Annotated in this window: 21 protein-coding genes and 1 pseudogene; 8 read left to right on the top strand and 14 right to left on the bottom strand. The window is 66.5% G+C overall.

The window, feature by feature from the left end; all coding sequences use genetic code 11:
• Positions 1-4 precede the first annotated feature (4 nt).
• A complete protein-coding gene (locus U0042_RS17270) occupies positions 5-598 on the top strand; it encodes a nitroreductase family protein (RefSeq protein WP_114814064.1) in 594 nt (197 codons plus the stop codon).
• Positions 599-823: 225 nt separating this feature from the next.
• Here the strand turns inward: U0042_RS17270 and U0042_RS17265 are convergent, their stop codons facing one another.
• Positions 824-2,425 carry an MFS transporter gene (locus U0042_RS17265; protein ID WP_114814065.1) on the bottom strand — a complete coding sequence of 534 codons (1,602 nt, stop codon included), beginning with the start codon at positions 2,423-2,425 and terminating at the stop codon, positions 824-826.
• Positions 2,426-2,735: 310 nt separating this feature from the next.
• Between U0042_RS17265 and U0042_RS17260 the strand changes: the two genes are divergently transcribed.
• A complete protein-coding gene (locus tag U0042_RS17260; RefSeq protein WP_114814066.1) occupies positions 2,736-3,986 on the top strand; it encodes an Hsp70 family protein in 1,251 nt (416 codons plus the stop codon).
• Positions 3,987-4,214: 228 nt separating this feature from the next.
• Here the strand turns inward: U0042_RS17260 and U0042_RS17255 are convergent, their stop codons facing one another.
• On the bottom strand, positions 4,215-4,418 hold the full coding sequence (locus U0042_RS17255; protein ID WP_017776142.1) for a cold-shock protein: 204 nt from the start codon (positions 4,416-4,418) through the stop codon (positions 4,215-4,217).
• Positions 4,419-4,511: 93 nt separating this feature from the next.
• Here U0042_RS17255 and U0042_RS17250 point away from each other — a divergent pair, with 93 nt between their 5' ends.
• The gene (locus U0042_RS17250) at positions 4,512-4,736 is read left to right on the top strand and encodes a hypothetical protein (RefSeq protein WP_157977882.1); all 225 of its coding nucleotides are present in this window, start codon (positions 4,512-4,514) and stop codon (positions 4,734-4,736) included.
• Positions 4,737-4,859: 123 nt separating this feature from the next.
• Entirely contained in the window at positions 4,860-6,452 is a 1,593-nt protein-coding gene (locus tag U0042_RS17245; RefSeq protein ID WP_114814067.1) for an APC family permease, read from the top strand.
• A gap of 137 nt (positions 6,453-6,589) precedes the next feature.
• Here the strand turns inward: U0042_RS17245 and U0042_RS17240 are convergent, their stop codons facing one another.
• The 6 genes from U0042_RS17240 to hemA all read right to left on the bottom strand — a co-directional run bounded on the left by U0042_RS17240 (position 6,590) and on the right by hemA (position 12,138).
• Positions 6,590-7,399 (bottom strand): DODA-type extradiol aromatic ring-opening family dioxygenase, encoded by an 810-nt coding sequence (locus U0042_RS17240; protein ID WP_114814068.1) that lies wholly within the window; start codon positions 7,397-7,399, stop codon positions 6,590-6,592.
• Between the two features lie 144 nt (positions 7,400-7,543).
• Positions 7,544-8,152 (bottom strand): UbiX family flavin prenyltransferase, encoded by a 609-nt coding sequence (locus tag U0042_RS17235; protein WP_114814069.1) that lies wholly within the window; start codon positions 8,150-8,152, stop codon positions 7,544-7,546.
• 178 nt (positions 8,153-8,330) lie between these two features.
• Positions 8,331-8,642: a Grx4 family monothiol glutaredoxin gene (grxD, locus tag U0042_RS17230; protein WP_114814070.1), complete on the bottom strand. Its 312-nt coding sequence runs from the start codon at positions 8,640-8,642 to the stop codon at positions 8,331-8,333.
• A 109-nt stretch (positions 8,643-8,751) separates the two neighbouring features.
• The gene (gene prmC / locus U0042_RS17225) at positions 8,752-9,630 is read right to left on the bottom strand and encodes a peptide chain release factor N(5)-glutamine methyltransferase (protein WP_114814071.1); all 879 of its coding nucleotides are present in this window, start codon (positions 9,628-9,630) and stop codon (positions 8,752-8,754) included.
• 16 nt (positions 9,631-9,646) lie between these two features.
• A complete protein-coding gene (gene prfA, locus U0042_RS17220) occupies positions 9,647-10,729 on the bottom strand; it encodes a peptide chain release factor 1 (protein WP_114814072.1) in 1,083 nt (360 codons plus the stop codon).
• Between the two features lie 122 nt (positions 10,730-10,851).
• Positions 10,852-12,138: a glutamyl-tRNA reductase gene (gene hemA, locus U0042_RS17215; protein WP_114814073.1), complete on the bottom strand. Its 1,287-nt coding sequence runs from the start codon at positions 12,136-12,138 to the stop codon at positions 10,852-10,854.
• 334 nt (positions 12,139-12,472) lie between these two features.
• Here hemA and U0042_RS17210 point away from each other — a divergent pair, with 334 nt between their 5' ends.
• The 4 genes and pseudogenes from U0042_RS17210 to U0042_RS17195 all read left to right on the top strand — a co-directional run bounded on the left by U0042_RS17210 (position 12,473) and on the right by U0042_RS17195 (position 15,821).
• Positions 12,473-12,751, top strand: a complete 279-nt coding sequence (locus U0042_RS17210; protein ID WP_114814074.1) for a hypothetical protein — start codon at positions 12,473-12,475, stop codon at positions 12,749-12,751.
• An 18-nt stretch (positions 12,752-12,769) separates the two neighbouring features.
• A pseudogene (locus tag U0042_RS17205) lies at positions 12,770-14,585 on the top strand (aminopeptidase P family protein).
• Positions 14,586-14,646: 61 nt separating this feature from the next.
• Positions 14,647-15,201 carry a cysteine hydrolase family protein gene (locus U0042_RS17200; protein ID WP_114814075.1) on the top strand — a complete coding sequence of 185 codons (555 nt, stop codon included), beginning with the start codon at positions 14,647-14,649 and terminating at the stop codon, positions 15,199-15,201.
• Positions 15,198-15,821: an HAD family hydrolase gene (locus U0042_RS17195; protein WP_114814076.1), complete on the top strand. Its 624-nt coding sequence runs from the start codon at positions 15,198-15,200 to the stop codon at positions 15,819-15,821. Before U0042_RS17200 ends, U0042_RS17195 begins: the two co-directional genes overlap by 4 nt.
• A gap of 45 nt (positions 15,822-15,866) precedes the next feature.
• Here the strand turns inward: U0042_RS17195 and U0042_RS17190 are convergent, their stop codons facing one another.
• The 6 genes from U0042_RS17190 to ettA form a co-directional block, all read right to left on the bottom strand.
• Entirely contained in the window at positions 15,867-16,988 is a 1,122-nt protein-coding gene (locus U0042_RS17190) for a DUF748 domain-containing protein (protein WP_232833521.1), read from the bottom strand.
• 94 nt (positions 16,989-17,082) lie between these two features.
• Positions 17,083-17,889 carry an IclR family transcriptional regulator gene (locus U0042_RS17185; protein ID WP_114814078.1) on the bottom strand — a complete coding sequence of 269 codons (807 nt, stop codon included), beginning with the start codon at positions 17,887-17,889 and terminating at the stop codon, positions 17,083-17,085.
• Between the two features lie 77 nt (positions 17,890-17,966).
• Positions 17,967-18,695, bottom strand: coding sequence for an SDR family NAD(P)-dependent oxidoreductase (locus U0042_RS17180; protein WP_114814079.1), 729 nt, complete (start codon positions 18,693-18,695; stop codon positions 17,967-17,969).
• 81 nt (positions 18,696-18,776) lie between these two features.
• The gene (locus U0042_RS17175; protein WP_114814080.1) at positions 18,777-20,078 is read right to left on the bottom strand and encodes an MFS transporter; all 1,302 of its coding nucleotides are present in this window, start codon (positions 20,076-20,078) and stop codon (positions 18,777-18,779) included.
• A gap of 105 nt (positions 20,079-20,183) precedes the next feature.
• Positions 20,184-20,711 carry a 2,4'-dihydroxyacetophenone dioxygenase family protein gene (locus U0042_RS17170; protein ID WP_114814081.1) on the bottom strand — a complete coding sequence of 176 codons (528 nt, stop codon included), beginning with the start codon at positions 20,709-20,711 and terminating at the stop codon, positions 20,184-20,186.
• A gap of 301 nt (positions 20,712-21,012) precedes the next feature.
• Positions 21,013-22,677, bottom strand: coding sequence for an energy-dependent translational throttle protein EttA (gene ettA / locus U0042_RS17165; protein WP_114814082.1), 1,665 nt, complete (start codon positions 22,675-22,677; stop codon positions 21,013-21,015).
• Between the last annotated feature and the right edge of the window lie 22 nt (positions 22,678-22,699).

Raw genomic sequence — 22,699 nt, 5'->3', positions numbered from 1 at the left:
GCCCATGAGCCACAAACCCGCTCCGACCGAAGTGCCCATCCACGATCTGCTCGCCGGCCGCTGGAGCCCGCGTGCCTACGCCGCCGAGCCGATTTCCCGCGACGCGCTGCGCGCCGTGCTCGAAGCCGCGCGCTGGGCGCCGTCGGCGTATAACGCGCAGCCGTGGCGCTTTATCGTGTTCGATCGCTTCGCCGACGAGGCCGCCTTCAAGCGCGCCTTCGGCACGCTCGTGCCGTTCAACCAGCAGTGGAATGCGTCGGCGCCGGTGCTGATCGCCGTGACGGCACACACGCGCAACGCCAAGGGCGAAGTGAACCGCACGGCGCTCTACGACGCGGGCGCCGCCGCGATGTCGCTGGTGCTCCAGGCGCATGCGCTCGGCCTTGCCGCGCACCAGATGAGCGGCGTCGATGTGCCGGCGTTCCGCAAGGAATTCGCGATTCCGGAAGACGTCGAGGTGATCGCCGTTATCTCGCTTGCCCACCATGGCGACGCGCAGAAGCTCGAGCCCGTGTTGCGCGACCGCGAAAAGGCGGAGCGTGCGCGCTTGCCGGTGGGCGAGATCGCGTACGGCGGCGCGTGGAATAAGGCGTTCTGAGGTTTTGAGGAGGGCGCGGCGGCAGGTGTGGCGTGAATGCGGAGGGCTTCGCATGGCGGGTTGGCGTTGGCTTTGCCAGTTTGCCCGCATCGCATCGCATCGGCGTTGCGTTCGCAGGCCGCGCCGAGTCGTGCAGTTGCGCCGCACGGCGTCCAGCAACGAAGCACCGCCGCTGCGTTCCATTGGGCGATGTCACTTCGCCACCCCGGCGCACACCGCCTCCCGCTATGCGCGCTCGCCACTTGCTGGCGTGTCGTTCGCCGTGCCGCTTTCGCGGGCGACGCCCGGAGCGAGCGCGGCGGCCACGCCAACTGACGCATTTTTCGGCATCGCCTGCGCGCCGCGCTCCGCCTCTTCATCCCCGACTTCGGATAGCGGCGCCGCCACTGTCTCCAGCGACTTGCGCTCCGCGTCCACACCCCAGATCGCCGCGATCACGGCGGCTGCAATCATCAGCAGCGACCCCGTCAGATAACCGGTGAAGACTTCGCTGCGCTGATGCGTATCGATCAGCCGGCCGAAGAAGGCCGGCCCCGCAATGCCGCCCAGCGCCGTGCCGAACGCGTAGAACACCGCGATGGCAAGCGCGCGGATTTCCAACGGAAACGATTCGCTCACCGTCAGGTAGGCCGAACTCGCCGCCGCGGAGGCGAAGAAGAAGATCGCCATCCACGCGGCCGTCTGCGTCGTGAGGGTGAGCCACTGCTGCTCGAAGAGATAGCCGCTCACGGTCAGCAGCACGCCCGAAATGGCGTACGTGGCCGCGATCATCGTGCGTCGGCCGGCAATGTCGAAGAGCCGCCCCAGCACGATTGGTCCGACGAAGTTGCCCGCTGCGAACGGAAGCAGATACCACCCGACGTGCGCGCCCGGCACGTGATAGAAGTCCGTGAGTACGAGGGCGTAGGTGAAGAAGATCGCGTTGTAGAAGAACGCCTGCGCGGTCATCAACGAAAGGCCCACGAGCGAGCGGTGCCGGTGCCGGACGAAGAGCGCGTGCAGCACTTCGCGCAGCGGCGTGCGGTGCCGCGCGCGCAGACGCAGCGGGCGCAGCGCGTCGTCGGCGAGGGTGTGGCCCGCGCGGCGAAAGCGCGTTTCGATGTCCTCGACCACCGACTTCGCGGTCTCGTGGTCGCCGTGCGTCATGAGCCAGCGCGGGCTTTCGGGAATCCATCGGCGCATGGGCAGGATAGCGAGCGCGAGCGCGGCGCCGATCAGAAAGCACGCGCGCCAACCCCAGTCGCCCGGCAGCAGGCCGGGGTCGAGCAGCACGAGCGACCCCGTCGCGCCTAGCGCCGCGCCCACCCAGAACGTGCCGTTGATGCCGAGATCGGTCCAGCCTCGCACGCGTGCCGGCGTGAACTCCTGGATCGTCGAATTGATGGCGGTGTATTCGCCGCCTATGCCCGCCCCCGTGAGAAAGCGGAACACGATGAAGCTTGTCAGATTCCACGACAGCGCCGTGGCGGCCGTCGCCGTGAGGTAGAGACCGAGCGTGACGAAGAAGAGGCGCCGGCGGCCGAGGCGGTCGGTGAGCCAGCCGAACCCCAGCGCACCGAGCACGGCGCCCGCGATGTAGGCGCTGCCGGCCAACCCGACATCGGCGTTCGAAAACCGCAGCGCGGGACTGGCCTTCAGCGCGCCCGCCACGGCGCCGGCCAGCGTGACCTCAAGGCCGTCCAGCAGCCAGGTCACGCCTAGCGCCACGACGATCAGCGTATGGAAGCGGCCCCACGGCAGCCGGTCGAGCCGCGAGGGCAGATCGGTCTGGACGATGGCGATGGCGGTCGACGTATCGTCTGCTGAGGCGGGGGGCGGCCGGGACATGGCTTGGCGTCTCCTTGGGGCTGCGTTCGCGGCGTGTTGTTGTCGAAGTGTTGTCGCGTTGTTGGGCGTGGCGGGGCGCGACGCGTGCCGCGTGAAGCGTGCGGACGGGCAGATCACGCCCGGCGACGCGCCTTCGCTTCCACGCACTGCGTCGCTTCGCTCTGGCCCGGCAACGGGCATAGTCGAGCGGTTACGCAATCGCCGTTCCCGGTTGGCTGCCGCGCAGCTATCCGGTTGATCGCCAAGCGGTTTTCATGATACAAAGCCCGTCCTCATTTTTCCGCGTCAGCCGTGAGCGGCGAGTCCAGCCATGAACTTCTGCGCGATTGACTTCGGCACGTCCAATTCGGCCGTCGCCTTGCCCGACGGCGCGTCGATGCGCCTCGCCCCGGTGGAGGGCGCGTACACCACGCTGCCCACCGCGGTCTTCTTCAATACCGACGAACACACCCGCGAATTCGGCCGCGCCGCGCTGGCGGCGTACGTGGACGGCTTCGACGGCCGGCTCATGCGGTCGATGAAGAGCATCCTCGGGTCACCGCTCGCCGAGACCACGACGGACCTCGGCGACGGCAGCGCCATTCGCTATACGGACGTGATCGCCACTTTCCTCGCGCACCTCAAGCAACGCGCCGAGGCGTGTGCGGGCAGCGCGATATCGCGCGCGGTGCTGGGCCGCCCGGTGTTCTTCGTCGACGACGACCCGCGCGCCGACGCGCTCGCGCAGCGCCAGCTCGAAGCGGCGGCGCGCTCCATCGGGCTGGCGGAAATCCATTTCCAGTACGAGCCGATTGCGGCGGCGTTCGACTACGAGTCGCGCCTCGCCGAAGAAGGGCTCGTGCTCGTGGCCGACATCGGCGGCGGCACATCAGACTTTTCGCTCGTGCGCGTGGGGCCGGCTCGCATGTCGCGCCTCGAACGCAAGGACGACGTGCTCGCGCACCACGGCGTGCACGTGGCCGGCACGGACTTCGACCGCCGCGTGGAGTTGTCCGCGATCCTGCCGGAATTCGGCTATCGGACGCTCGACACCGAAGGGCGCGAGATGCCGAATCGCATCTACTTCGACCTCGCGACCTGGCATCTAATCAATACCGTGTACACGCCCAAACGTGTGACGGAACTGAAGCTGATGCGCCATCTGTTCCGCGACACGCGCCAGCACGACCGCCTCGTGCGCGTGCTCGAAAGGCGTCTGGGTCATGCGCTCGCCGCACGCGCCGAGGAAGCGAAGATCGGCGTGGCTGCGGGCGGCGAAACGATGATCGATCTGGAAGAGGTGGAAGAAGGGTTGCGCCTCGCATTCGACGAGGCGCAACTCATCGAGGCCGGCATGGAGGAAACCCGCCGTATCGTCGAGGCGGCGCGCGAGACGGTGCGCGCGGCGGGCGTCGCGCCGCGTGAGGTGAGCGCGGTGTACTTCACGGGCGGCTCGACGGGGCTCGCGTTTCTCTCGAACGCGCTCGCCGCCGCGTTCCCCGAAGCTCGTCCGGTCTTCGGCGACCGGCTTGCCAGCGTGGCGACGGGCCTTGGTATTCACGCGCGCCGGCTGTTCGGCTGAGCGCAGCGCGAACGGCCACGAGAAGACGCGCGAGGCGATCTGCCGGTCAGGCATGGCCGCTCTGCGGGCTGCCATCCAGCACGGTTCCAGCCACGCCTCTGCGAAGCCCGCCCGCAACGCCCCAGAAATGACAAAACCCCACCTTCGAACGAAGCGTGGGGTTTTTTCCGCGTCAGGGAGCGTAGAGGCCCAAGCCGCGTGTGGCCTGGGCGTGCCGCTTGCTCCTGCTTACAGCGGCTTGATGTTCGCGGCTTGCTTGCCCTTCGGGCCAGTCTTCACTTCGAACTGAACCTTTTGGTTCTCTTGCAGCGTCTTGAAGCCTTCCACGCGGATTTCCGAGAAATGCGCGAACAGGTCTTCGCCGCCGCCGTCCGGGGTGATGAAGCCAAAGCCCTTAGCGTCATTGAACCACTTGACGGTACCGGTTTCCATATTACTTTCCTAAAGATGAATTTGAGCCGAAGCCCGTTGGGATGTGCACGAAAATCAAGGAAGGGGGGTAATAGGACAGCCGGAGTACCGTTGATGGGCGAACCACGAAAGACCAATTCACACTCGCCGCTTGAAATCCTGCCCGGTCTTTATACGGCGATTTTCAAGGAAGGTCAACTGCAACCCAGGGAAATGCAGGGGCTTTCGTCCGACGCAATCGAACCGGGCCCTGTTTACGCTTACAAAGCTTGCGCCAACGCGCATTTTTTTGTAGGGACAACCCGGATTTTGACTGCAATCGGCTGGTGCAACCGTTAAACTACGCGCCGCGCGGCGGTTGCACCCAGAAAACACGCTCGCGCATGCATGTGCGACGCCCGCGAGAGCCCCACGTCAGAGGGGGCGCCGCAGCGTCAAGCTGCGCTTGATACAGGAGATGACGTGAAAAGTTCTATTCAACGGAACATTGGTCCGATCGCGCTGATGCTGACCGGACTGGGTTCCATCATCGGCTCCGGCTGGCTCTTCGGAGCATGGAAGGCCGCCAAGATTGCCGGGCCGGCCGCGATCTGCGCATGGATCATCGGTGCGGTCGTGATTCTCGCCATTGCGCTCACCTATGCCGAACTCGGCGCGATGTTCCCGGAATCCGGCGGCATGGTGCGCTATGCGCGCTACTCGCACGGCTCGCTCGTGGGGTTCATCAGCGCGTGGGCCAACTGGATCGCCATTGTCTCGGTGATTCCCATCGAGGCCGAAGCCTCCATCCAGTACATGAGCACCTGGCCGTACGAGTGGGCGCACCAGCTCTTCGTGGGCGGTGAACTCACCACAACAGGGTTATTGCTCTCGGCATTGCTCGTGATCGTGTACTTCCTGCTGAACTATTGGGGCGTGAAGGTCTTCGCACGCGCGAACTCGGCCATCACCGTGTTCAAGTTCCTGATTCCGGGCCTGACCATTGCCGGTCTCATGGCCACGGGCTTCCATCACGAGAACTTCGGCGAAGCCAGCACGTTCGCGCCGTATGGCTGGTCGGCCGTGATGACGGCGGTGGCGACGAGCGGCATCGTGTTCGCGTTCAACGGCTTCCAGAGCCCGATCAACCTCGCCGGCGAAGCGCGCAATCCGGCGAAGAGCGTGCCGTTCGCGGTGATCGGCTCTATCCTGCTGGCGCTCGTGATCTACGTGCTGCTGCAGATCGCCTACATCGGCGCGGTGAGCCCGTCCGACGTCATGAAGGGCTGGAACCAGTTCAACTTCAAGTCGCCGTTCGCCGAACTGGCGATCGCGCTGAACCTGAACTGGCTGGCCATCCTTCTCTATGTGGACGCGTTCGTGAGCCCGAGCGGCACCGGCACGACCTACATGGCGACCACGACGCGCATGATCTACGCCATGGAGCGCAACAACACGATGCCGAAGATCTTCGGCAACGTGCATCCGTTCTACGGCGTGCCGCGTCAGGCCATGTGGTTCAACCTGCTCGTGTCGTTCATCTTCCTGTTCTTCTTCCGCGGCTGGAGTTCGCTCGCGGCCGTGATCTCGGTTGCGACCGTGATCTCGTATCTCACGGGCCCGATCAGCCTGATGGCGCTGCGCCGTTCGGCCACGGATCTGGAGCGTCCGCTGCACATTCCCGGCATGTCGGTGATTGCGCCGTTCGCCTTCGTGTGCGCGTCGCTGATCCTGTACTGGGCGAAGTGGCCGCTGACGGGCGAGATCATTCTGCTGATGATCGTCGCGCTGCCGGTGTACTTCTACTTCCAAGGCAAGTCGGGGTGGAGCGGCTGGGGCCGCGACCTGAAGGCGGCGTGGTGGCTGGTGGCGTATCTGCCCGTCATGGCGCTGCTTTCGCTGATCGGCAGCAAGGAGTTCGGCGGGCACAACCTGATTCCCTACGGCTGGGACATGGTCGTCGTGATCGCGTTTTCGCTGGTGTTCTATTACTGGGGTGTGCGTACGGGCTACCGCACCGAGTATCTGGACGAGCGCGAGAAGCACGACGAGATTCTCGAAGGTATCGGCGTTTGATCGGGGGCTGATACTGCTTTGCGCCGGCGGCGGGCACCGACCACGCCGCGCGGTAACGAAAAAGCCTGCCTGAGTTGCTCAGGCAGGCTTTTTTTGTGGCTTGCAGCGACTGTGGCCTGTCGCCTGCGATGAGGCGCTCAGGCGTGCCCGAACACGTAGTTCGTCATGGCCAGCGCGCGCTGGTAGGTGCCGAGCGACTGCACGCCGACGGTGTAGTCGTCGTCAGCGGCGCCGAGCGCGGCGAAGATCGGCAGCAGATGCTCGTCGGTGGGATGCATGAGCGCCGCGTGCGGGGCGCGGGCGCGGTAGTCGAGCAGCGCGTCGACGTCGCGGGCGGCGAGGTGCGATTCGAACCAGTCGGTGAACTCGGCCACGCGCGGGTCGGCGTCTTCGGGGCGGGCGCCGAAGTCCGCTGCCCGCAGGTTGTGCGTGATCTGGCCCGAACCGACCACCATTACGCCTTCGTCGCGCAGCGTACGCAGAGCGCGCCCCACCCGGAAATGATGGGCGGGCCCCATGTGCGGCTGGATCGAGATCTGCGCCACGGGCACGTCGGCGTGCGGGAACATCAGCAGCATGGGCACCCATGCACCGTGATCGAGACCATGCGGCTCTTCGCCGGTCGCGATGCCGTCGTCGCTGAGCAACTGTGCTGCGCGCCGCGCAACGTCCGGGGCGCCGGCCGCCGGATACTGGATTTCGTAGAGTTCGCGCGGAAAGCCGTAGAAGTCGTGGATCGTCTCGGGTTTTGTCGCGATGCTCACCACGGGCCGCGCCGTGCCCCAATGCGCGGAGAGCATCAGAATGGCTTGCGGGCGCGGCAGGTGCGCCGCCAGAGCGGTGAATCCCGCAGCCGGCAGAGCCGGGTCGATAGGCAGCGTAGGTGCGCCGTGCGAGAGGTAGAGACTGGGCACGCGGTCGGCGTGCGGCGTGGATTCGGTGGTCATGTCAGCAAGCCGCCTTGCAGGCGGCAGACGAGATTACGTTGGGACGAATATAGAGCCGTACTGCTGTTTGATAAACAGTCCGCGACGGATTTGATTGCATCCTTCGCGTTGTGAATCGCGCCCGTGGTTGCGCGCTGGGCTTGCTTATTCGTCTTCGCCGCGCAAGCCGGTCCACGCTGGCGACAGCGCCGGTCCGAGCGCGAACAGGTCGAGCACGCGGCCCACGGTGTGGTCGACCATCTCGTCGAGCGAGGCGGGGCGGTTATAGAAGGCGGGCAACGGTGGGAAGATCACGCCGCCCATTTCCGTGACGGCGGTCATGTTGCGCAGATGCGCCAGATTGAGCGGCGTTTCGCGCACGAGCAGCACGAGGCGGCGGCGCTCCTTGAGCGTGACGTCTGCGGCGCGCGTGATGAGATTGTCGGAGAGTCCGTGCGCGACGCTGGCGAGCGTCTTCATCGAGCACGGCGCCACGATCATGCCTTCAGTCGCAAACGAACCGGACGCGATGCTCGCGCCCACATCGCGCACCGAATGAACCACGTCGGCGCGGGCGTGCAGGTCTTCTTTGGTGAGCTGAAGCTCGTGCTGGATGTTGAGCCAGCCGGCGCTGGAGATCAGCAGATGGGTTTCGACGCCGCCCACGCGGCGCAGCATGTCGAGCGTGCGCACGCCGTAGATGGCGCCTGTTGCCCCCGTGATGGCGACGATCAGTCGTCGCGGACCGGGGCGGCGCGCTGCGTTCGAATGCATGGAAGGGCGGCGCCTTGAAGAGCGGATGGAAGCGGGAAAGCGTTTGGCGGCGGACGGCAGCGTACGTTATTCCGCGCCGCCGTAACCGGGAAGCGGCACCGACGGCACCGTCCCGCGATGACAAGCTCTGCTAACGCCGCGACAGCTGGCCGTGATACCTCGCTCGCCGTGATACCAATCAGGCAGCGGTAAAAAGCTGCTGCAGTTCGCCGTTCTGGTACATCTCCATCATGATGTCCGAGCCGCCGATGAACTCGCCCTTCACGTAGAGCTGCGGAATGGTGGGCCAGTTCGAGAATTCCTTGATGCCCTGGCGGATTTCGTCGTCTTCCAGCACGTTGACGGTCTTGAACTGGTCGACGCCGCAGGCCTTCAGAATCTGCACCGCGCGGCCCGAGAAGCCGCACATCGGAAACTGCGCGTTGCCCTTCATGAAGAGCACGACCGCGTTTTCGTCGACGATCTGCTTGATGCGTTGTTGCGTGTCCATATGCGCCCTTGCGTGTACGGTTTTGTGCGAGACAGATGGAAATGATAGCGGATTTCGTTCAACCGGGCTGAGCGTGCCGCGCGCTCGCCGGCGCCGCTCCGAGCCTTGTCTAGACGGCCAGCGTGCCGCCGCTGATCCGTTCGATACCCGCGAGATCGCGCTCCGAGCGCACCTCTGTGAAGCCCGCTGCCACGAGCAGTGCGCGCACCGCTTCAGCCTGATCGTAGCCGTGCTCGATCCAGAGCGCGCCGCGCGGCGCGAGCCACGCGGGTGCGCCTGCCACGATGCGGCGGACGGCCGCGAGTCCGTCGGCTTCGTCGGTGAGCGCGCCGCGCGGTTCGAAGCGCAGGTCGCCTTGAGTCAGGTGTGGGTCGTTCTTCGCGATGTACGGCGGGTTGCTCACGATGGCGTCGAAGCGCAGCTCGGGGTCGAGCGCGTCGTACCAGTCGCTTTCGATCAGCGTGACCTGGCCGCCGGGCCGCGTGGCGTCGACGAGCCGTGCCGCGTTGCGTCGGGCCACGGCGAGCGCTTCGCGTGAGCGATCGACGGCCCAGACGAGCGCGTCGGGCCGCGCCGAGGCGATGGCAACGGCGATTGCGCCCGTGCCGGTGCCCAGATCCACCACGCGCGGGCGGTTCGTCGTCGCGATGGCCGCGAGCGCCGTTTCCACCAGCAGTTCGGTTTCCGGCCGCGGAATCAGCACGTGCGGCGTGACTTCGAAGTCGAGTCCGTAGAACTCGCGCTGGCCAACCAGCTGCGCGACCGGTTCGCCAGCCACCCGCCGCGATTCGAGCGACCGGAACCGCGCGATGGCGTCTTCGTCGAGCGGTTCCGCACCGCGCGTGATCAATTCCGTGCGCCGCCAGCCCAACGCGTGACCGAGCAGGATGCGCGCTTCGAGCGCCGGCAGCGGCGACGCGCGTAGCAGCGAAGCCGCCGTTGCAGCGCTCGCGTCGGCGTCGTCCCGTTGTGGCGCGTCGCGGTTCATGTTCTACGGCTGCCCGTCATTCCGCGTCGCCCAGCGACGCAAGCTGTTCCGCCTGATGCTCGGTCACGAGCGCCGCGATCAGTTCGTCGAGTTCGCCGTCCATGATGGCGTCGAGGCGGTACAGCGTGAGGTTGATGCGGTGGTCGGTGAGCCGGCCCTGCGGAAAGTTGTAGGTGCGGATGCGCTCCGAACGGTCGCCCGAGCCCACCAGGCTCTTGCGCGTGGCCGCTTCCTTCGCGTGCTGCTCCTGATACTGCTTGTCCTTGATGCGCGCCGCGAGCACCTTGAGCGCGCGGTCCTTGTTCTTGTGCTGCGAACGGTCGTCCTGGCATTCCACGACGATGCCGGTGGGAATGTGCGTGACACGCACGGCCGAGTCCGTCTTGTTGATGTGCTGGCCGCCCGCACCCGAGGCGCGGAACGTGTCGATGCGCAGGTCAGCGGGATTGATCTCCACTTCGCCGATCTCGTCCGCTTCCGGCATCACCGCCACCGTGCAGGCCGACGTGTGGATGCGGCCCTGCGTTTCGGTGGCCGGCACGCGCTGCACGCGGTGGCCGCCCGATTCGAACTTGAGCTTGGAATAGGCCTTTTCGCCCGCTATCCGCACAATCACTTCCTTGTAGCCGCCCAGGTCCGACTCGCTCGCGGAGATCATCTCCACCTGCCAGCGATTGCGTTCCGCGTAGCGCAGATACATGCGCAGCAGGTCGCCCGCGAACAGTGCCGACTCGTCGCCGCCCGTGCCCGCGCGAATTTCGAGGAAGATGTTGCGCTCGTCGTTGGGATCTTTCGGCAGCAGCATTTTCTGCAGCTCGCCTTCGAGTTGCGCCATGCGTTCGCGCGACGCGCGCACTTCTTCTTCGGCGAACTCGCGCATCGACGCGTCGGCCAGCAGTTCCTGCGCCGTGGTCGCGTCGTTCTGCGCCTGACGCCAGAGCGCGTAGTGCTCCACGACCGGGCCGAGTTCCGCGTGCTCGCGTGTGAGCTTGCGGTATTGATCGATGTTCGAGGTGATGTCCTCGCGGCTCAACAGGTCGTTCAGTTCGGCCAGCCGGGTAGTGAGCTGGTCGAGCTTGTTTTGCATGCTCGTCTTCATCGGGCGGTGCGGAGCGGGCTCCGTAAAGGACTGCGGGAATGGGTAGGGCGGGGGTGGCGACCCGAAGCGTTGCGAGCCGCGAGCGAGCCTCGCCAGGCCCCGCGCGGCATGCGGCAGCGCCGCTAACGCTCGGACTGACCGGAATGCCGGTAGAAGCCGCTCATCAGTTCGATGAGCGTATCGCGGTTTTCGCCGCTTGCGCGGTTCAGCGCGTGAGTCGGGCCGTGGATCAGCTTGTTCGTGAGCGCCTGCGACATCGTTTCGATCACGGCCGTCGGGTCGTCGCCGCGCGCCAGCATGCGCAGCGCGCGTTCGACTTCGGCACGGCGCAGCGCATCGGCCTGGGTATGCATATGGCGGATCACCGGCACGATGCTGCGCGCCTCCAGCCACTGCATGAAATTCTGCACGCGTGTTTCGATGATGCCTTCCGCCTGCGCGACGGCGGCCTGGCGCGAGGCGTTGCCTTCGCGCACGATGGCGCCGAGGTCGTCCACGGTGTACAGGAACACGTCTTCGAGCTGGCCCACTTCCGGTTCGATGTCGCGCGGCACGGCGAGGTCGACCATGAAGATGGGACGGTGCTTGCGTGCCTTCACTGCGCGCTCCACGGCGCCCAGGCCGATGATGGGCAGCGTGGACGCCGTGCACGACACGATGATGTCGAACTCGTGCATGCGCGCGGGCAGGTCGGCAAGCGGGATGGCACGGCCATTGAAGCGCTCGGCGAGCCGCTCGCCGCGCTCCGCCGTGCGGTTGGCGACCACGAGTTCGCGCGGCTGCTGGGCGGCGAAGTGCGTGGCGCACAGTTCGATCATTTCGCCCGCGCCGATGAAGAGCACGCGCTGATTCGAAATCCTGTCGAAGATGCGCTGCGCGAGGCGCACCGCGGCGGCAGCCATGGAGACCGACTGCGCGCCGATCTCCGTGGTGCCGCGCACTTCCTTCGCCACGGCGAAGGTGCGCTGGAAAAGCTGGTTCAGGTACGTGCCCAGCGCGCCCGCTTCGGATGCGGTGCGCACCGCGTCTTTCATCTGGCCGAGAATCTGCGTTTCGCCGAGCACCATCGAATCGAGCCCCGACGCAACGCGAAACGCGTGGCGCACGGCTTCGGACTGCGGCAGCGCGTAGACGTGCGGCGCGAGTTCGTCGACGGCCACGTTGTGGTACGCCGAGAGCCACTGGATGGCGGCGTCGCGCGCGGCGCGGTCGTCGGTGGCGCAGTAGAGTTCGGTGCGGTTGCAGGTGGAGAGGATCGCGGCTTCCGGCGCGGCCAGCGACCGGCGCGCCGACCAGGCCTCGCGGAACGTGTCGAGTGCAGGCTTGATCTGTTCGAGCGGAAACGCCACGCGTTCGCGCAAGGCGACGGGCGCGGTGTGGTGATTGATTCCGATCGTTAGAAGCTGCATACGTGGGGCTATGGTCGAAGGCTCCATTATAGCGTTTCCCGCTTTGCCGCATGGGGCGGGGCGCACCGGCAGGCGCGAGGGCCGGCGTGGTCGGGCGGCCCTGCGGCTCTTGCCGGCTCGCGCTTGCTTTGAGACATCTGGCCCCCTACACTCGACGCCTGCCCAGCGTCCGGCGTGCGATGTCGACCCGCACCCGAATGTCCACCCGAATTCCCCCGGCCGGGGTGGGTTTCTGTGAAAATCTCCGAGAACAACACATGTCACGCTCCGCAAGCCTCCGCGTTCTTCCCTTCCGTCCGGCAGGTCAGAAAATAGCGAAGGCGCGCGGCTGCTGATGGGCTGGCTCGGCATCGTCGTACTGGGCGCCGCGGTCGGCCTGGCCGGCTGGTGGCTCCATCCGCTGCGTAATCGTGGTTCGCGCAGTAAGCATGGCAGCCGAGGCATGCAGATGGCCATGGCGATCGCAGCCGGTGTGGCCGGCGCGGCAATCGCCAAAATGGCCGGCAGCGTGACCGGCATCTTCCTTGACGGCGATACGCTCGAATGGCCGATATGCACGGCCGCCGCGCTTGTCGCCGTTGCCGTGACGGCCGGCCTTGCGTCGCGTCGCTGAATCCCCGCAGGTGAAACAATGAACGCCCGACTTCCCGAAACCTCCTCTATCCCCGAACGGATTACCGCGCTGCGCGCCGTCATGACGAGCCAGGGCATTGCGGCCTGCCTCGTGCCCTCGGCCGATCCGCATCTGTCCGAGTACCTGCCCGAGCGCTGGCAGGCGCGACAGTGGCTATCCGGGTTCACAGGGTCGGCGGGCACATTGGTCGTGACAGGCGACTTCGCCGGCGTGTGGACGGACAGCCGCTACTGGGTCCAGGCGCAGGCGCAGCTTGCGGGCACGGGCGTGCAGCTCATGAAGATGACGGGAGGCCAGCAGACGCAGCCTCACGTCGAATGGCTCGCGCAGAACGTGCCTGCGGGTTCGACCGTCGCCGTGGATGGCGCCGTACTGGGCGTGGCGGCGGCGCGTGCGCTCGAAGGCGCGCTGGGCGCGCGCGGCGTGAAGCTGCGCACCGACCTCGATCTGCTCGACGCTGTCTGGCCGAATCGCCCCTCGCTGCCCGCTGCGGCCGTCTACGAACACGCGGCCCCGCACGTCGACGTGACGCGCACAGGCAAACTCGACCGCGTGCGCCGCGTCATGCAGGAAAAGGGCGCGCAGTGGCACTTCGTTTCCACGCTCGACGACCTCGCGTGGCTGCTGAACCTGCGCGGCGCGGACGTCAACTACAACCCCGTGTTCGTCGCGCATGCGTTGATCGGGCTGGACCGTGCGACGCTCTTCGTCGCCGACGGCAAAGTGCCCGAGCCGCTTGCCGCAGCGCTCGCGCGCGACGGCGTGCGCATCGAGCCGTATGCGGCGGCAGCCGGCGCGCTTGCCGCGCTGCCTGCCGGCGCCACGCTGCTCGTCGATCCGCGGCGCGTCACGTTCGGGCTCATGCAGAAGGTGCCGGCGAACGTGAAGCTCGTGGAGTCGGTCAATCCGTCCACGTTCTTCAAGTCGCGCAAGACCGGACCCGAAGCCGGCCACGTGCGCGCGACCATGGAGCAGGACGGCGCCGCGCTCGCCGAGTTCTTCGCCTGGTTCGAAGGCGCGCTGGGCCGCGAACGTATCACCGAACTCACCATCGACGAGCGGCTCACCGCCGCGCGCGCGCGCCGCGCCGGCTTCATTTCGCCGAGCTTCGCGACCATTGCGGGCTTCAAGGCGAACGGCGCGATGCCGCACTATCGCGCGACGCCGGAGTCGCACAGCGTGATCGAAGGCGACGGCCTGCTGCTGATCGATTCGGGCGGCCAGTATCTGGACGGCACGACGGACATCACGCGCGTCGTCCCCGTGGGCACGATCAGCGACGCCGAGAAGCGCGACTTCACCGTGGTACTGAAAAGCATGATGGCGCTCTCGCGCGCGCAGTTCCCGCGCGGCGTGCGCTCCCCCATGCTCGACGCCATTGCGCGCGCGCCCATCTGGGAAGCGGGCGCCGACTACGGCCACGGTACGGGCCACGGCGTCGGCTACTTCCTGAACGTGCACGAAGGGCCGCAGGTGATCTCCTACTACGCGCCCCCCCGAGCCGTGGACGGCGATGGAAGAGGGCATGATCACCTCGGTGGAGCCGGGCATCTATCGGCCGGGCAAGTGGGGCGTGCGCATCGAGAACCTCGTGCTGAACGTGGCGTCCGAAACCACGGAATTCGGCGACTTCCTGACGTTCGAAACGCTCACGCTGTGTCCCATCGACACACGCTGCCTCGCCTTGTCGCTCTTGCGCGACGACGAGCGGGCGTGGCTCAACGCGTATCACGAGACGGTGCGCGCGCGCGTCTCGCCGCACGTGAGCGGCGACGCGAAGACGTGGCTGGAGGCACGCACGCAGCCCGTCTGAACGCAGGTGTCTGGCCTCGCCTACGCCGGCAAGTCGCCGCAAACAACAAGGAGCGCACCGTATGACCGACGTCGCTGTGATCGTGATCGACGTGCAGCAGGAATTCTTCACCGGCCCCGCGCCGGCCTATCGCGCCGATGAGGTGATCGACGGCATCAACCGTCTCACCGATACAGCGCGCACGGCGGGCGTTCCCGTCTGTTTCGTGCAGCACGACGGCGCACCCGGTGAAGGCGAGGTCGAACCCGGCACGCCCGGCTGGCAGATCGCTGCGCGCCTTGCGCATCGCGACGGCGACGCCGTCGTGCGCAAGACGGTGCGCGACGCGTTCCATCAAACGAATCTCGAAGACTGGTTGAGCGTCGTGGGCGTGCGCCGTCTCGTGCTATGCGGCTACGCCACGCCGTTTTGCGTCGACGCCACGCTGCGCCGCGCCGTCGGACTCGGTTATTGCGTCACGGTGGTGGACGGCCTGCACACCACGCACGACGTGGGCGACACGCGTGCCGCCGACGTCATCGCGCAGCATCACGCCGACTGGCGCGCGCTCAAGGGACCCGCCGGCGCTCCGGCCGTGCGTCCGCTCGCCGACGTCCTCGCTACGGAGCTCGCATGACCATCAAAGCAGTCGTCTTCGATTTCGGCGGTGTGCTCGTGGACTGGAGCCCCGAGTACGTCTATCGCGAGTTGATTCCCGACGAGGCCGAGCGCCGCTGGTTTCTCACGCACGTTTGCGCGATGGAGTGGGTCGTCCAGCAGGACGGCGGCCAGACCATCGAGGAAGGCACCGCCGAGCTCATCGCGAAGTTTCCCGATCACGAGCCGCTGATCCGCGCGTTCTACGAACGGTGGCACGAGATGCTGGGCGGGCTGCTGGAGGGCGGCGTCGAAACCTTCGAGAAACTGGAGGCCGCGGGCGTGCCGCTTTTCGGCCTGACGAACTGGTCGGCCGAGACGTTTCCGTATGCGTGGGAGAACTTTCCGATCCTGCGCCGCTGCCGCGACATCGTGGTGTCGGGCCGCGTGAAGCTGGTGAAGCCGGACCCGGCGATCTTCGCCGAAATGGTTCGCCGCATCGACGCGCATCTGCCCGGCGTGCAGCCTGGCGAACTCGTCTTCATCGACGACAATCTCAAGAACGCGCAAGCCGCCACGGCGCTCGGCTGGCACGGCGTGCATCACACCAGCAACGCCGAGACCGACGCGAAGCTGCGCGCCCTCGGCCTGCCCATCTGAGGCGTACTCGCGCCGGCCGCGCACGACGGCGGGGCCGTCACGGCATCACTGGCCGAGCAGATTCATCAGCGCGCCGCCCAGCCCCTTCGCCGTTTCGCCCACGCCTTTCGCCACGCCCTCGACGCTCACGCCGAGGGCGCTCGCAAAGCCGCTGCCCATCTTCGTCATGAGGTTCTCGTTGAGCGAGAACTTCGGGTCGTGCAGATTGCCCGCCAGCACGAAGTGCAGCGTGATGTCGTCGTGGCGGCGCTTGAGCGCGGCCACGGCGGCCTTGGTGGGAATGGACATGAAGGTGTCGAGCGGATCGCCGGTGTCCGCGAGTTCGAGGTGATGCAGCGTGATCGTGCCCGGCGCACGCAACGCGTAATTGCGCACGGAGGCTTCCACGGATGCGTCCAGCGTGCCGGCGGCGATTTGCGTTTGGGTGCCCACTTTCTTCAGCAGATACGGCGCGAAGCGCACGACATCGACGCCCGTGAGCTTCGTCGTGGTTTGTGAGTCGCGGTTCGCAATCGCGATCCAGCCCGCGAACGAGAGGGTGCCCGTGTGCGACGGGCCGCGAATGGCGCCCGTCACGTTCACGTTCGAAGGTTCGGTCAGCGCCGGAAAGTGCAGAGGCCCGACAGCCGCGCGTGCGTTCGTCACGGCGATGTGCCACGCGGGGCGGCTCACCGACTCGTCGTAGAAATCGAACGTGCCGTCTTCGAAGGCGACGTGATCGATGCGCTTTTCGCGCGGCAGCGTGTCCTCGTCGTTGCTCGCCGGCTTGGTGTCACCTGAGCTGGCCAGTGCCTGATGCAGTCCCGGCAGCAGTTCGATGCGACCGTTGGCGGCGCGGCGCACCGTGAGATCGAAGCCGCTCACCGTGATCTCGCGCACGTGAAGCCGTCGCGCCATCAGGTCGCGCAGGTCGGGAACGATGGTGACGCGGGCGGCGCGCAGCGCGTCGGGTGCGGGCCAGCCGGCCGGCGCCTTGAAGCGCAGGTCGGTGAGCGTGATGGCGGTGAGCCCCACGTCGATGCGCGCCGCGCTGCCTTGCGGGCCGAGCGCGGCCACCACCTGCTCTTTCACTTCGCGTTCGGCGATGTGGACCGCGACGGCGGCCCCCGCCAGCAGCACGACGACTGCGACCGCGACAATCGCCACGATGCGTTTGCTGTGGGACATGGCCGTGTCCATTGCCTCGTCATCCTCGTCGCTTGTTGAGCGCTGTGCCGCTGAGCCTTTGCATGGCGCCCACGCGCAATATTCGCGCCCGCGCTCAGAAGCTGCCGGCCGGCAACGGCGCGATGCGTTCGCTCACGGCGCGGCACGCCGATTTCAAGGGCGCCACGTACGTTTCGAGCGGCGTCGCGCTCTTGCGAAAGAGGGGAATGCTCACGCTGATGCTGCCCACCGGCAACCCGCCCGGGCCGATGATCGCGCACCCGTAGCAGAAAATCTGTGCCTCGTTTTCTTCGCGGTCTTCGGCATAGCCGCGCTCGCGCGTGGCGTCCAGTTCCGCGGCGAGCGCGGCAGGCTCCACGATCGTATTGGGTGTGAAGCGCTCCAGCGTGAGCGTGCGCAGCAGCGCGTCGCGCGTGGCGGCATCGAGGGCCGCGAGATACGCCTTGCCCACCGAACTCGAATAGAGCGTCACGCGTGTGCCGATGCGCGACGCCATCCGCACCGCGTGCGGGCTTTCGAGCTTCTCGATGTAGACCATTTCCGTTCCGCTGCGCACGGCGAGGTGCACGGTTTCCTGGGTGGCGTCGCGCAGTTGCTGGAGCACATCGACGGCCGCGACGCGCAGATCCGAACGCTCCCAGCTGCGGCTGGCGAGCGTCATCAAACGCGGGCCCGGAATCAACGTGCTGCCGCGCAGACTCTCGGCAACGAGTCCTTCCGCGATCAGCGCGCCGACGATGCGATACACCGTGGGCCGCGGAAAGCCGCTTTGCACGGCTAGCTGCGCGATGCTGGGCGGCGTGCTCGCGTCTGCGATCAGTTGCAGGATCGCCATGAACTTCGAGAAGGCGGCGGTGCCGGTGGCGCGGGCGGCTTCGATGGCGTCGGCGGGGTTCGGCATGGTCGGGAGAGCGGTGTGGCGGGAGTTAGACAAACGGACGCAACGGTATCACGCCGTCGCCGTATGCCCGTCACCCGTCACGAGACGAGATACCCGCCGTCCACGGGCAGCACGGTTCCCGTAACGAACGCGGCGGCCGGCGAGCACAGGAACGCGACCACGGGCGCGATGTCTTCCGGCTCGCCCCAGCGCGCGAGCGGCGTGCGATCGAGAATGGCCTGCGAGCGCGCGTCGTCGGCTTGGAGTGCCTGGGTGAGCGGCGTCGCGATCCAGCCGGGCGCCACGGCGTTCACGCGAATGCCGTCTTTCGCATAAGCGATGGCGAGCGACTTCGTGAGCTGCGCGACGCCGCCCTTGCTCGCGCTGTACGCCGGCACGAGTCCGCCGCCGAAGAAGCTCAGCATCGACGCCGTGTTCACGATCGCGCCGCCGCTTGCCGCCAGCAGCGGACGTGCCGCGGCGCACGCACGCAGCGTGCCGTTGAGGTTGACGTCGATTACCTGCTCGAACACCTCGGGTTCGTGTTCTTCGCCGCGACGGATCATGCCCGCGCAATTCACGAGCACGTCCAGCGAATCGAGTGGAGCGAAGAGCGCTTCGATATCGGTCGCGAGGCGCACGTCGGCTGCGGTCACCTCGATGCTAGGCCCGAGTGCTTCGCGCTGGGCGTCGGTGGGCGAGAGCCCCGCCGCGATGACGCGCGCGCCCAGCGCCGCGAACTGGCGCGCGATGGCCGCGCCGATACCCTGCGTGCCGCCCGTGACGACGGCCGTTTTGCCGGTGAAGAGGTCGGGTCGAAAGGTCATGTCGAATGGAAGCCGCAAGCGTGGTCTGTCATGCAAAGACGATGATGAAAAGGCGGACAAAAAGCGGCCCGCCCCACGGTGTCACGCAAGTTCGATCGCAGCCTCGCCGCTGCTGCGCTCGGCAATGGGCGCGCGCACCACGAACATGTAGACGAGCGCCGCGGCGAACGACACGGCCGCGCTAATCAGGAACGCGTTGACGAACGAGTGCGTGCGGTCGACGACGATGCCCGTGACGAACGGCGCGAACGACCCGCCGAAATAGCCCCCGAAGTTCTGGATGCTGCCGAGCGACGCAGCCAGATGACGCGGCGCCGTCACGCTCACGAGCGCCCAGGCGCCGCCGCTCGCCATGTTGACGAAGTACATGGCAAGCGAGAGGTACACGATGGCGAGCGTCGTGTTCGGCGTGAACGCGGCGGGCACGGTGAACACGGCCGCGCAGATAAGGCCCGTGCAGATGGGCCACTTGCGGCTGCGGATGGGCGCCATGCCGCGCGCCATCAGCCCGTCCGCCACATAGCCGCTGGAGAGCATGCCGAGCGTGCCGAAGAGATACGGAATGGAGACCACCCAGCCGGTCTTCGCAATCGAGAGATGCCGTTCGTGCTCCAGATACGCGGGCAGCCAGGTGAGGTACAGCCACACCATGTAGATCACGCCCATGAAGCCGAAGATCATGCCCCACGTGGTGGGTGAGCCGAACAGGCCGCGCCATTCGGCGAAGGTCATGCGGAGCTCGGCACGCGCGTGTGGCTCGTCTTCGGTGAGGTGCACGACTTCTTCCTCGGCGAGCGTCACGTCGCCGCGGTTGCGATAGACGACGTACCAGCCCAGCGCGACGGCGATGCCGAGCACGCCCATCACGACGAACATCCAGCGCCAGCCGAACGCGAGCAGCAGCGCCGTGAGGATGGGCGGTGCGAGCGCGGGCCCGATGGTGGACGACGTCGTGAAAATGCCGGTGGGCCGGCCGCGCTCACGCAGTGCGAACCATTCGCTCACCACCTTGGCGCCGGCCGGAAACTGCGGCGCTTCGCCGATGCCGAGCGCGATGCGCGCCACAAGAAACTGCTGCAACGTCTGCACGAGACCGCCGCACAACTGCGCAACCGACCACACCATCATGCCGAGCCCGAGCATGAGCCGCGCGCCGAAGCGATCGAGCAACGCGCCCACCGGCAACTGCGAGAACGCGTAGGCAAACGAGAAGGCCGAGAGCAGCAGGCCCATCTGTGACGCAGAGAGGCCAAGCTCTCCACTCACCGAGTGATTCGCGATGGAGAGCGTGCTGCGGTCGAGATAGTTGACGATGCCCGCGAGCGTGAGAAACGTCACGGCAATCCGCTGGATGCGCCCAAGGCGCGGTGTCTTCACCTGCATGTGTCTCCTCCTGCGCTCTTGCGAGTCTGTGGGTGGAAGGGCTGCAATGCTTCTACATGCGGCGACCTTATCCGGCCGCTATGGTTGGTGTGGTTGCAGGCGCGGCTACCTCACGAACTGGTCGACGTAGCCCGCGCCGAGCCCCACGCGCTCGTAGTGCGCGCGGCACATGTCGAGCTTCGTGAAGACGTCCTCGTAGCCGGTGAAGTTGCCGTGCGGATCGCAGTAGAACATCACTCCGTTCACCTGGAAGTACGTGATCATTTCTTCGACGTCTTCCGGCACGTAGAGCGTGTGGGTCTCGCCGGGCGGCTCGAAGACGTAGCTGCCTTCGGTGGCCACCCAGTCGTGTTCCAGGTAGCGCCATTTGCCTTTGAGCACCATGCCGTGCACCGCCTGCGGATGACGATGCCGGCTCAGCACGCCGGACTTGCGCACGCGCAGCAGGTTCATCCAGTAGCCGGCCGAAACGTTCAGGCAGAGCGGCCGGAACCATACGTTGTCGGCCTGCGGCACCCACAGGCGCTCGTCTTCGGGAATGGCGGGCGCGACGACGATCTCGCGCAGCGCTTCGGGCGGGTTCGGCAACTGATACGGCGTCATCGCATCAGCGCCGGCGGCAGGGGCGGGCATAGCGTCTCCGAGTGTCCATAATATGGATCTATAGATCGTATTGTGGACAAATGGTCGAGCCACTGGCGCGACGCTGTCAACCTGGCCGCGCGGTGCCGAAATAGTGGGATGGTGGAGCGAGGCGAGGCACGCGGGAGGTCGCGAGGCGATGTCGCGAAGCGTGGCGCGAAAACGGAGGAGGGGACCAGCGGCTGCGGGAACGCAGCGGGGTGCAGAGGAAAAACGGCGCGGCGCGCAGTTCAAAAAACAGGTGCGCCGCGCCGTTCAACAGTGGGCCGCCTCGTGAAACGGCCCGCGACCATCAACGCGTGATCGGACGATAACGGATGCGCTTCGGCCGCGCGGCTTCCTCGCCGAGTCGCTTGACCTTGTCGGCTTCGTATTCCTGGAAGTTGCCGTCGAAGAACACGACCTGCGAGTCGCCTTCGAACGCGAGGATGTGCGTGGCGATGCGGTCGAGGAACCAGCGGTCGTGCGAGATCACCATCACCGAGCCGGCGAACTCGAGCAGCGCGTCTTCGAGCGCCCGCAGCGTTTCCACGTCCAGATCGTTCGACGGTTCGTCGAGCAGCAGCACGTTGCCGCCCGCAATCAGCGTCTTCGCGAGATGCAGACGGCCGCGCTCGCCGCCCGAGAGGTTGCCCACCACCTTCTGCTGGTCGCCGCCCTTGAAGTTGAAGCGGCCGATATAGGCGCGCGACGGCGTTTCGTACTTGCCCACGGCCAGCACGTCCGCGCCGCCCGAGATTTCTTCGAACACCGTTTTCGAACCGTCCAGCGCGTCGCGGCTCTGGTCCACGTAGGCGAGCTTCACCGTGGGTCCCATCACGATCTCGCCCGAATCGGGCTGCTCCTTGCCGGTGAGCATGCGGAACAGCGTCGACTTGCCGGCACCGTTCGGCCCGATGATGCCGACAATCGCGCCCGCCGGAATCTTGAAGCTGAGGTTGTCGATGAGAAGCCGGTCGCCGTACGACTTGCTCACGTTCTTGAACTCGATCACTTCATTGCCGAGCCGCTCGCCAGCCGGGATGAAGATTTCCTGCGTTTCGTTGCGCTTCTGGTATTCCTGGCTGCTCAGTTCCTCGAAGCGGGCAATACGCGCCTTCGACTTGGCCTGGCGGCCCTTCGGGTTCTGGCGCACCCACTCCAGTTCCTTCTTGATGGCCTTCTGGCGCGCCGACTCCGACGATTCCTCCTGCTTCAGACGCTCTTCCTTCTGGTCGAGCCAGCTGCTGTAGTTGCCCTTCCAGGGAATGCCGTGGCCGCGGTCGAGTTCGAGAATCCACTCGGCGGCGTTGTCGAGGAAGTAGCGGTCGTGCGTGACGGCCACCACGGTGCCCGGAAAGCGCGTGAGGAACTGCTCGAGCCACTGCACCGACTCCGCGTCGAGGTGGTTGGTCGGCTCGTCGAGCAGCAGCATGTCGGGCTTTTCGAGCAGCAGCTTGCAGAGTGCGACGCGGCGCTTCTCGCCGCCCGACAGGTTCTCGATCTTCGCGTCCCACGGCGGCAGGCGCAGCGCGTCCGCGGCTACTTCGAGCTGCTGTTCGGCGCTGCCGTCGGCGGTGGCGAGAATCGCTTCGTACTTCGCCTGCTCGGCGGCGAGCTTGTCGAAGTCCGCGTCGGGTTCGGCATAGGCGGCGTAAATTTCGTCGAGCTTTTTCTGCGCCTGAAGAATGTCGCCCAGCCCCTCTTCCACTGCCTCGCGCACCGTCTTCTGCGGATCGAGCTGCGGCTCCTGCGGCAGATAGCCGATGTTGAGGTTCGGCATGGGCGTGGCTTCGCCTTCGATGTCCTTGTCGACGCCGGCCATGATGCGAATCAGCGTGGATTTGCCCGAACCGTTCAGGCCGAGCACGCCGATCTTCGCGCCGGGGAAGAACGACAGCGAGATGTCTTTCAGAATCTGGCGCTTGGGCGGCACGATCTTGCCGACCCGGTTCATGGTGAAGACGTATTGGGCCATGTGAGTGTGGTCTGGAACCTGG

This window comes from Paraburkholderia kururiensis (genome assembly GCF_034424375.1).
GTDB lineage: Bacteria > Pseudomonadota > Gammaproteobacteria > Burkholderiales > Burkholderiaceae > Paraburkholderia > Paraburkholderia kururiensis_A.
Note: the sequence above shows the minus strand (reverse complement) of the source record. Positions and strands in the feature narration are given on the sequence as shown.

Coding starts and splice junctions, on each gene's coding strand:
- U0042_RS17270 (WP_114814064.1), top strand. CDS start 5: ATGAGCCACAAACCCGCTCCGACCGAAGTGCCCATCCACGATCTGCTC.
- U0042_RS17265 (WP_114814065.1), bottom strand. CDS start 2,425: ATGTCCCGGCCGCCCCCCGCCTCAGCAGACGATACGTCGACCGCCATC.
- U0042_RS17260 (WP_114814066.1), top strand. CDS start 2,736: ATGAACTTCTGCGCGATTGACTTCGGCACGTCCAATTCGGCCGTCGCC.
- U0042_RS17255 (WP_017776142.1), bottom strand. CDS start 4,418: ATGGAAACCGGTACCGTCAAGTGGTTCAATGACGCTAAGGGCTTTGGC.
- U0042_RS17250 (WP_157977882.1), top strand. CDS start 4,512: ATGGGCGAACCACGAAAGACCAATTCACACTCGCCGCTTGAAATCCTG.
- U0042_RS17240 (WP_114814068.1), bottom strand. CDS start 7,399: ATGACCACCGAATCCACGCCGCACGCCGACCGCGTGCCCAGTCTCTAC.
- U0042_RS17235 (WP_114814069.1), bottom strand. CDS start 8,152: ATGCATTCGAACGCAGCGCGCCGCCCCGGTCCGCGACGACTGATCGTC.
- grxD (WP_114814070.1), bottom strand. CDS start 8,642: ATGGACACGCAACAACGCATCAAGCAGATCGTCGACGAAAACGCGGTC.
- prmC (WP_114814071.1), bottom strand. CDS start 9,630: ATGAACCGCGACGCGCCACAACGGGACGACGCCGACGCGAGCGCTGCA.
- prfA (WP_114814072.1), bottom strand. CDS start 10,729: ATGAAGACGAGCATGCAAAACAAGCTCGACCAGCTCACTACCCGGCTG.
- hemA (WP_114814073.1), bottom strand. CDS start 12,138: ATGCAGCTTCTAACGATCGGAATCAATCACCACACCGCGCCCGTCGCC.
- U0042_RS17210 (WP_114814074.1), top strand. CDS start 12,473: ATGGGCTGGCTCGGCATCGTCGTACTGGGCGCCGCGGTCGGCCTGGCC.
- U0042_RS17200 (WP_114814075.1), top strand. CDS start 14,647: ATGACCGACGTCGCTGTGATCGTGATCGACGTGCAGCAGGAATTCTTC.
- U0042_RS17195 (WP_114814076.1), top strand. CDS start 15,198: ATGACCATCAAAGCAGTCGTCTTCGATTTCGGCGGTGTGCTCGTGGAC.
- U0042_RS17190 (WP_232833521.1), bottom strand. CDS start 16,988: ATGTCCCACAGCAAACGCATCGTGGCGATTGTCGCGGTCGCAGTCGTC.
- U0042_RS17185 (WP_114814078.1), bottom strand. CDS start 17,889: ATGCCGAACCCCGCCGACGCCATCGAAGCCGCCCGCGCCACCGGCACC.
- U0042_RS17180 (WP_114814079.1), bottom strand. CDS start 18,695: ATGACCTTTCGACCCGACCTCTTCACCGGCAAAACGGCCGTCGTCACG.
- U0042_RS17175 (WP_114814080.1), bottom strand. CDS start 20,078: ATGCAGGTGAAGACACCGCGCCTTGGGCGCATCCAGCGGATTGCCGTG.
- U0042_RS17170 (WP_114814081.1), bottom strand. CDS start 20,711: ATGCCCGCCCCTGCCGCCGGCGCTGATGCGATGACGCCGTATCAGTTG.
- ettA (WP_114814082.1), bottom strand. CDS start 22,677: ATGGCCCAATACGTCTTCACCATGAACCGGGTCGGCAAGATCGTGCCG.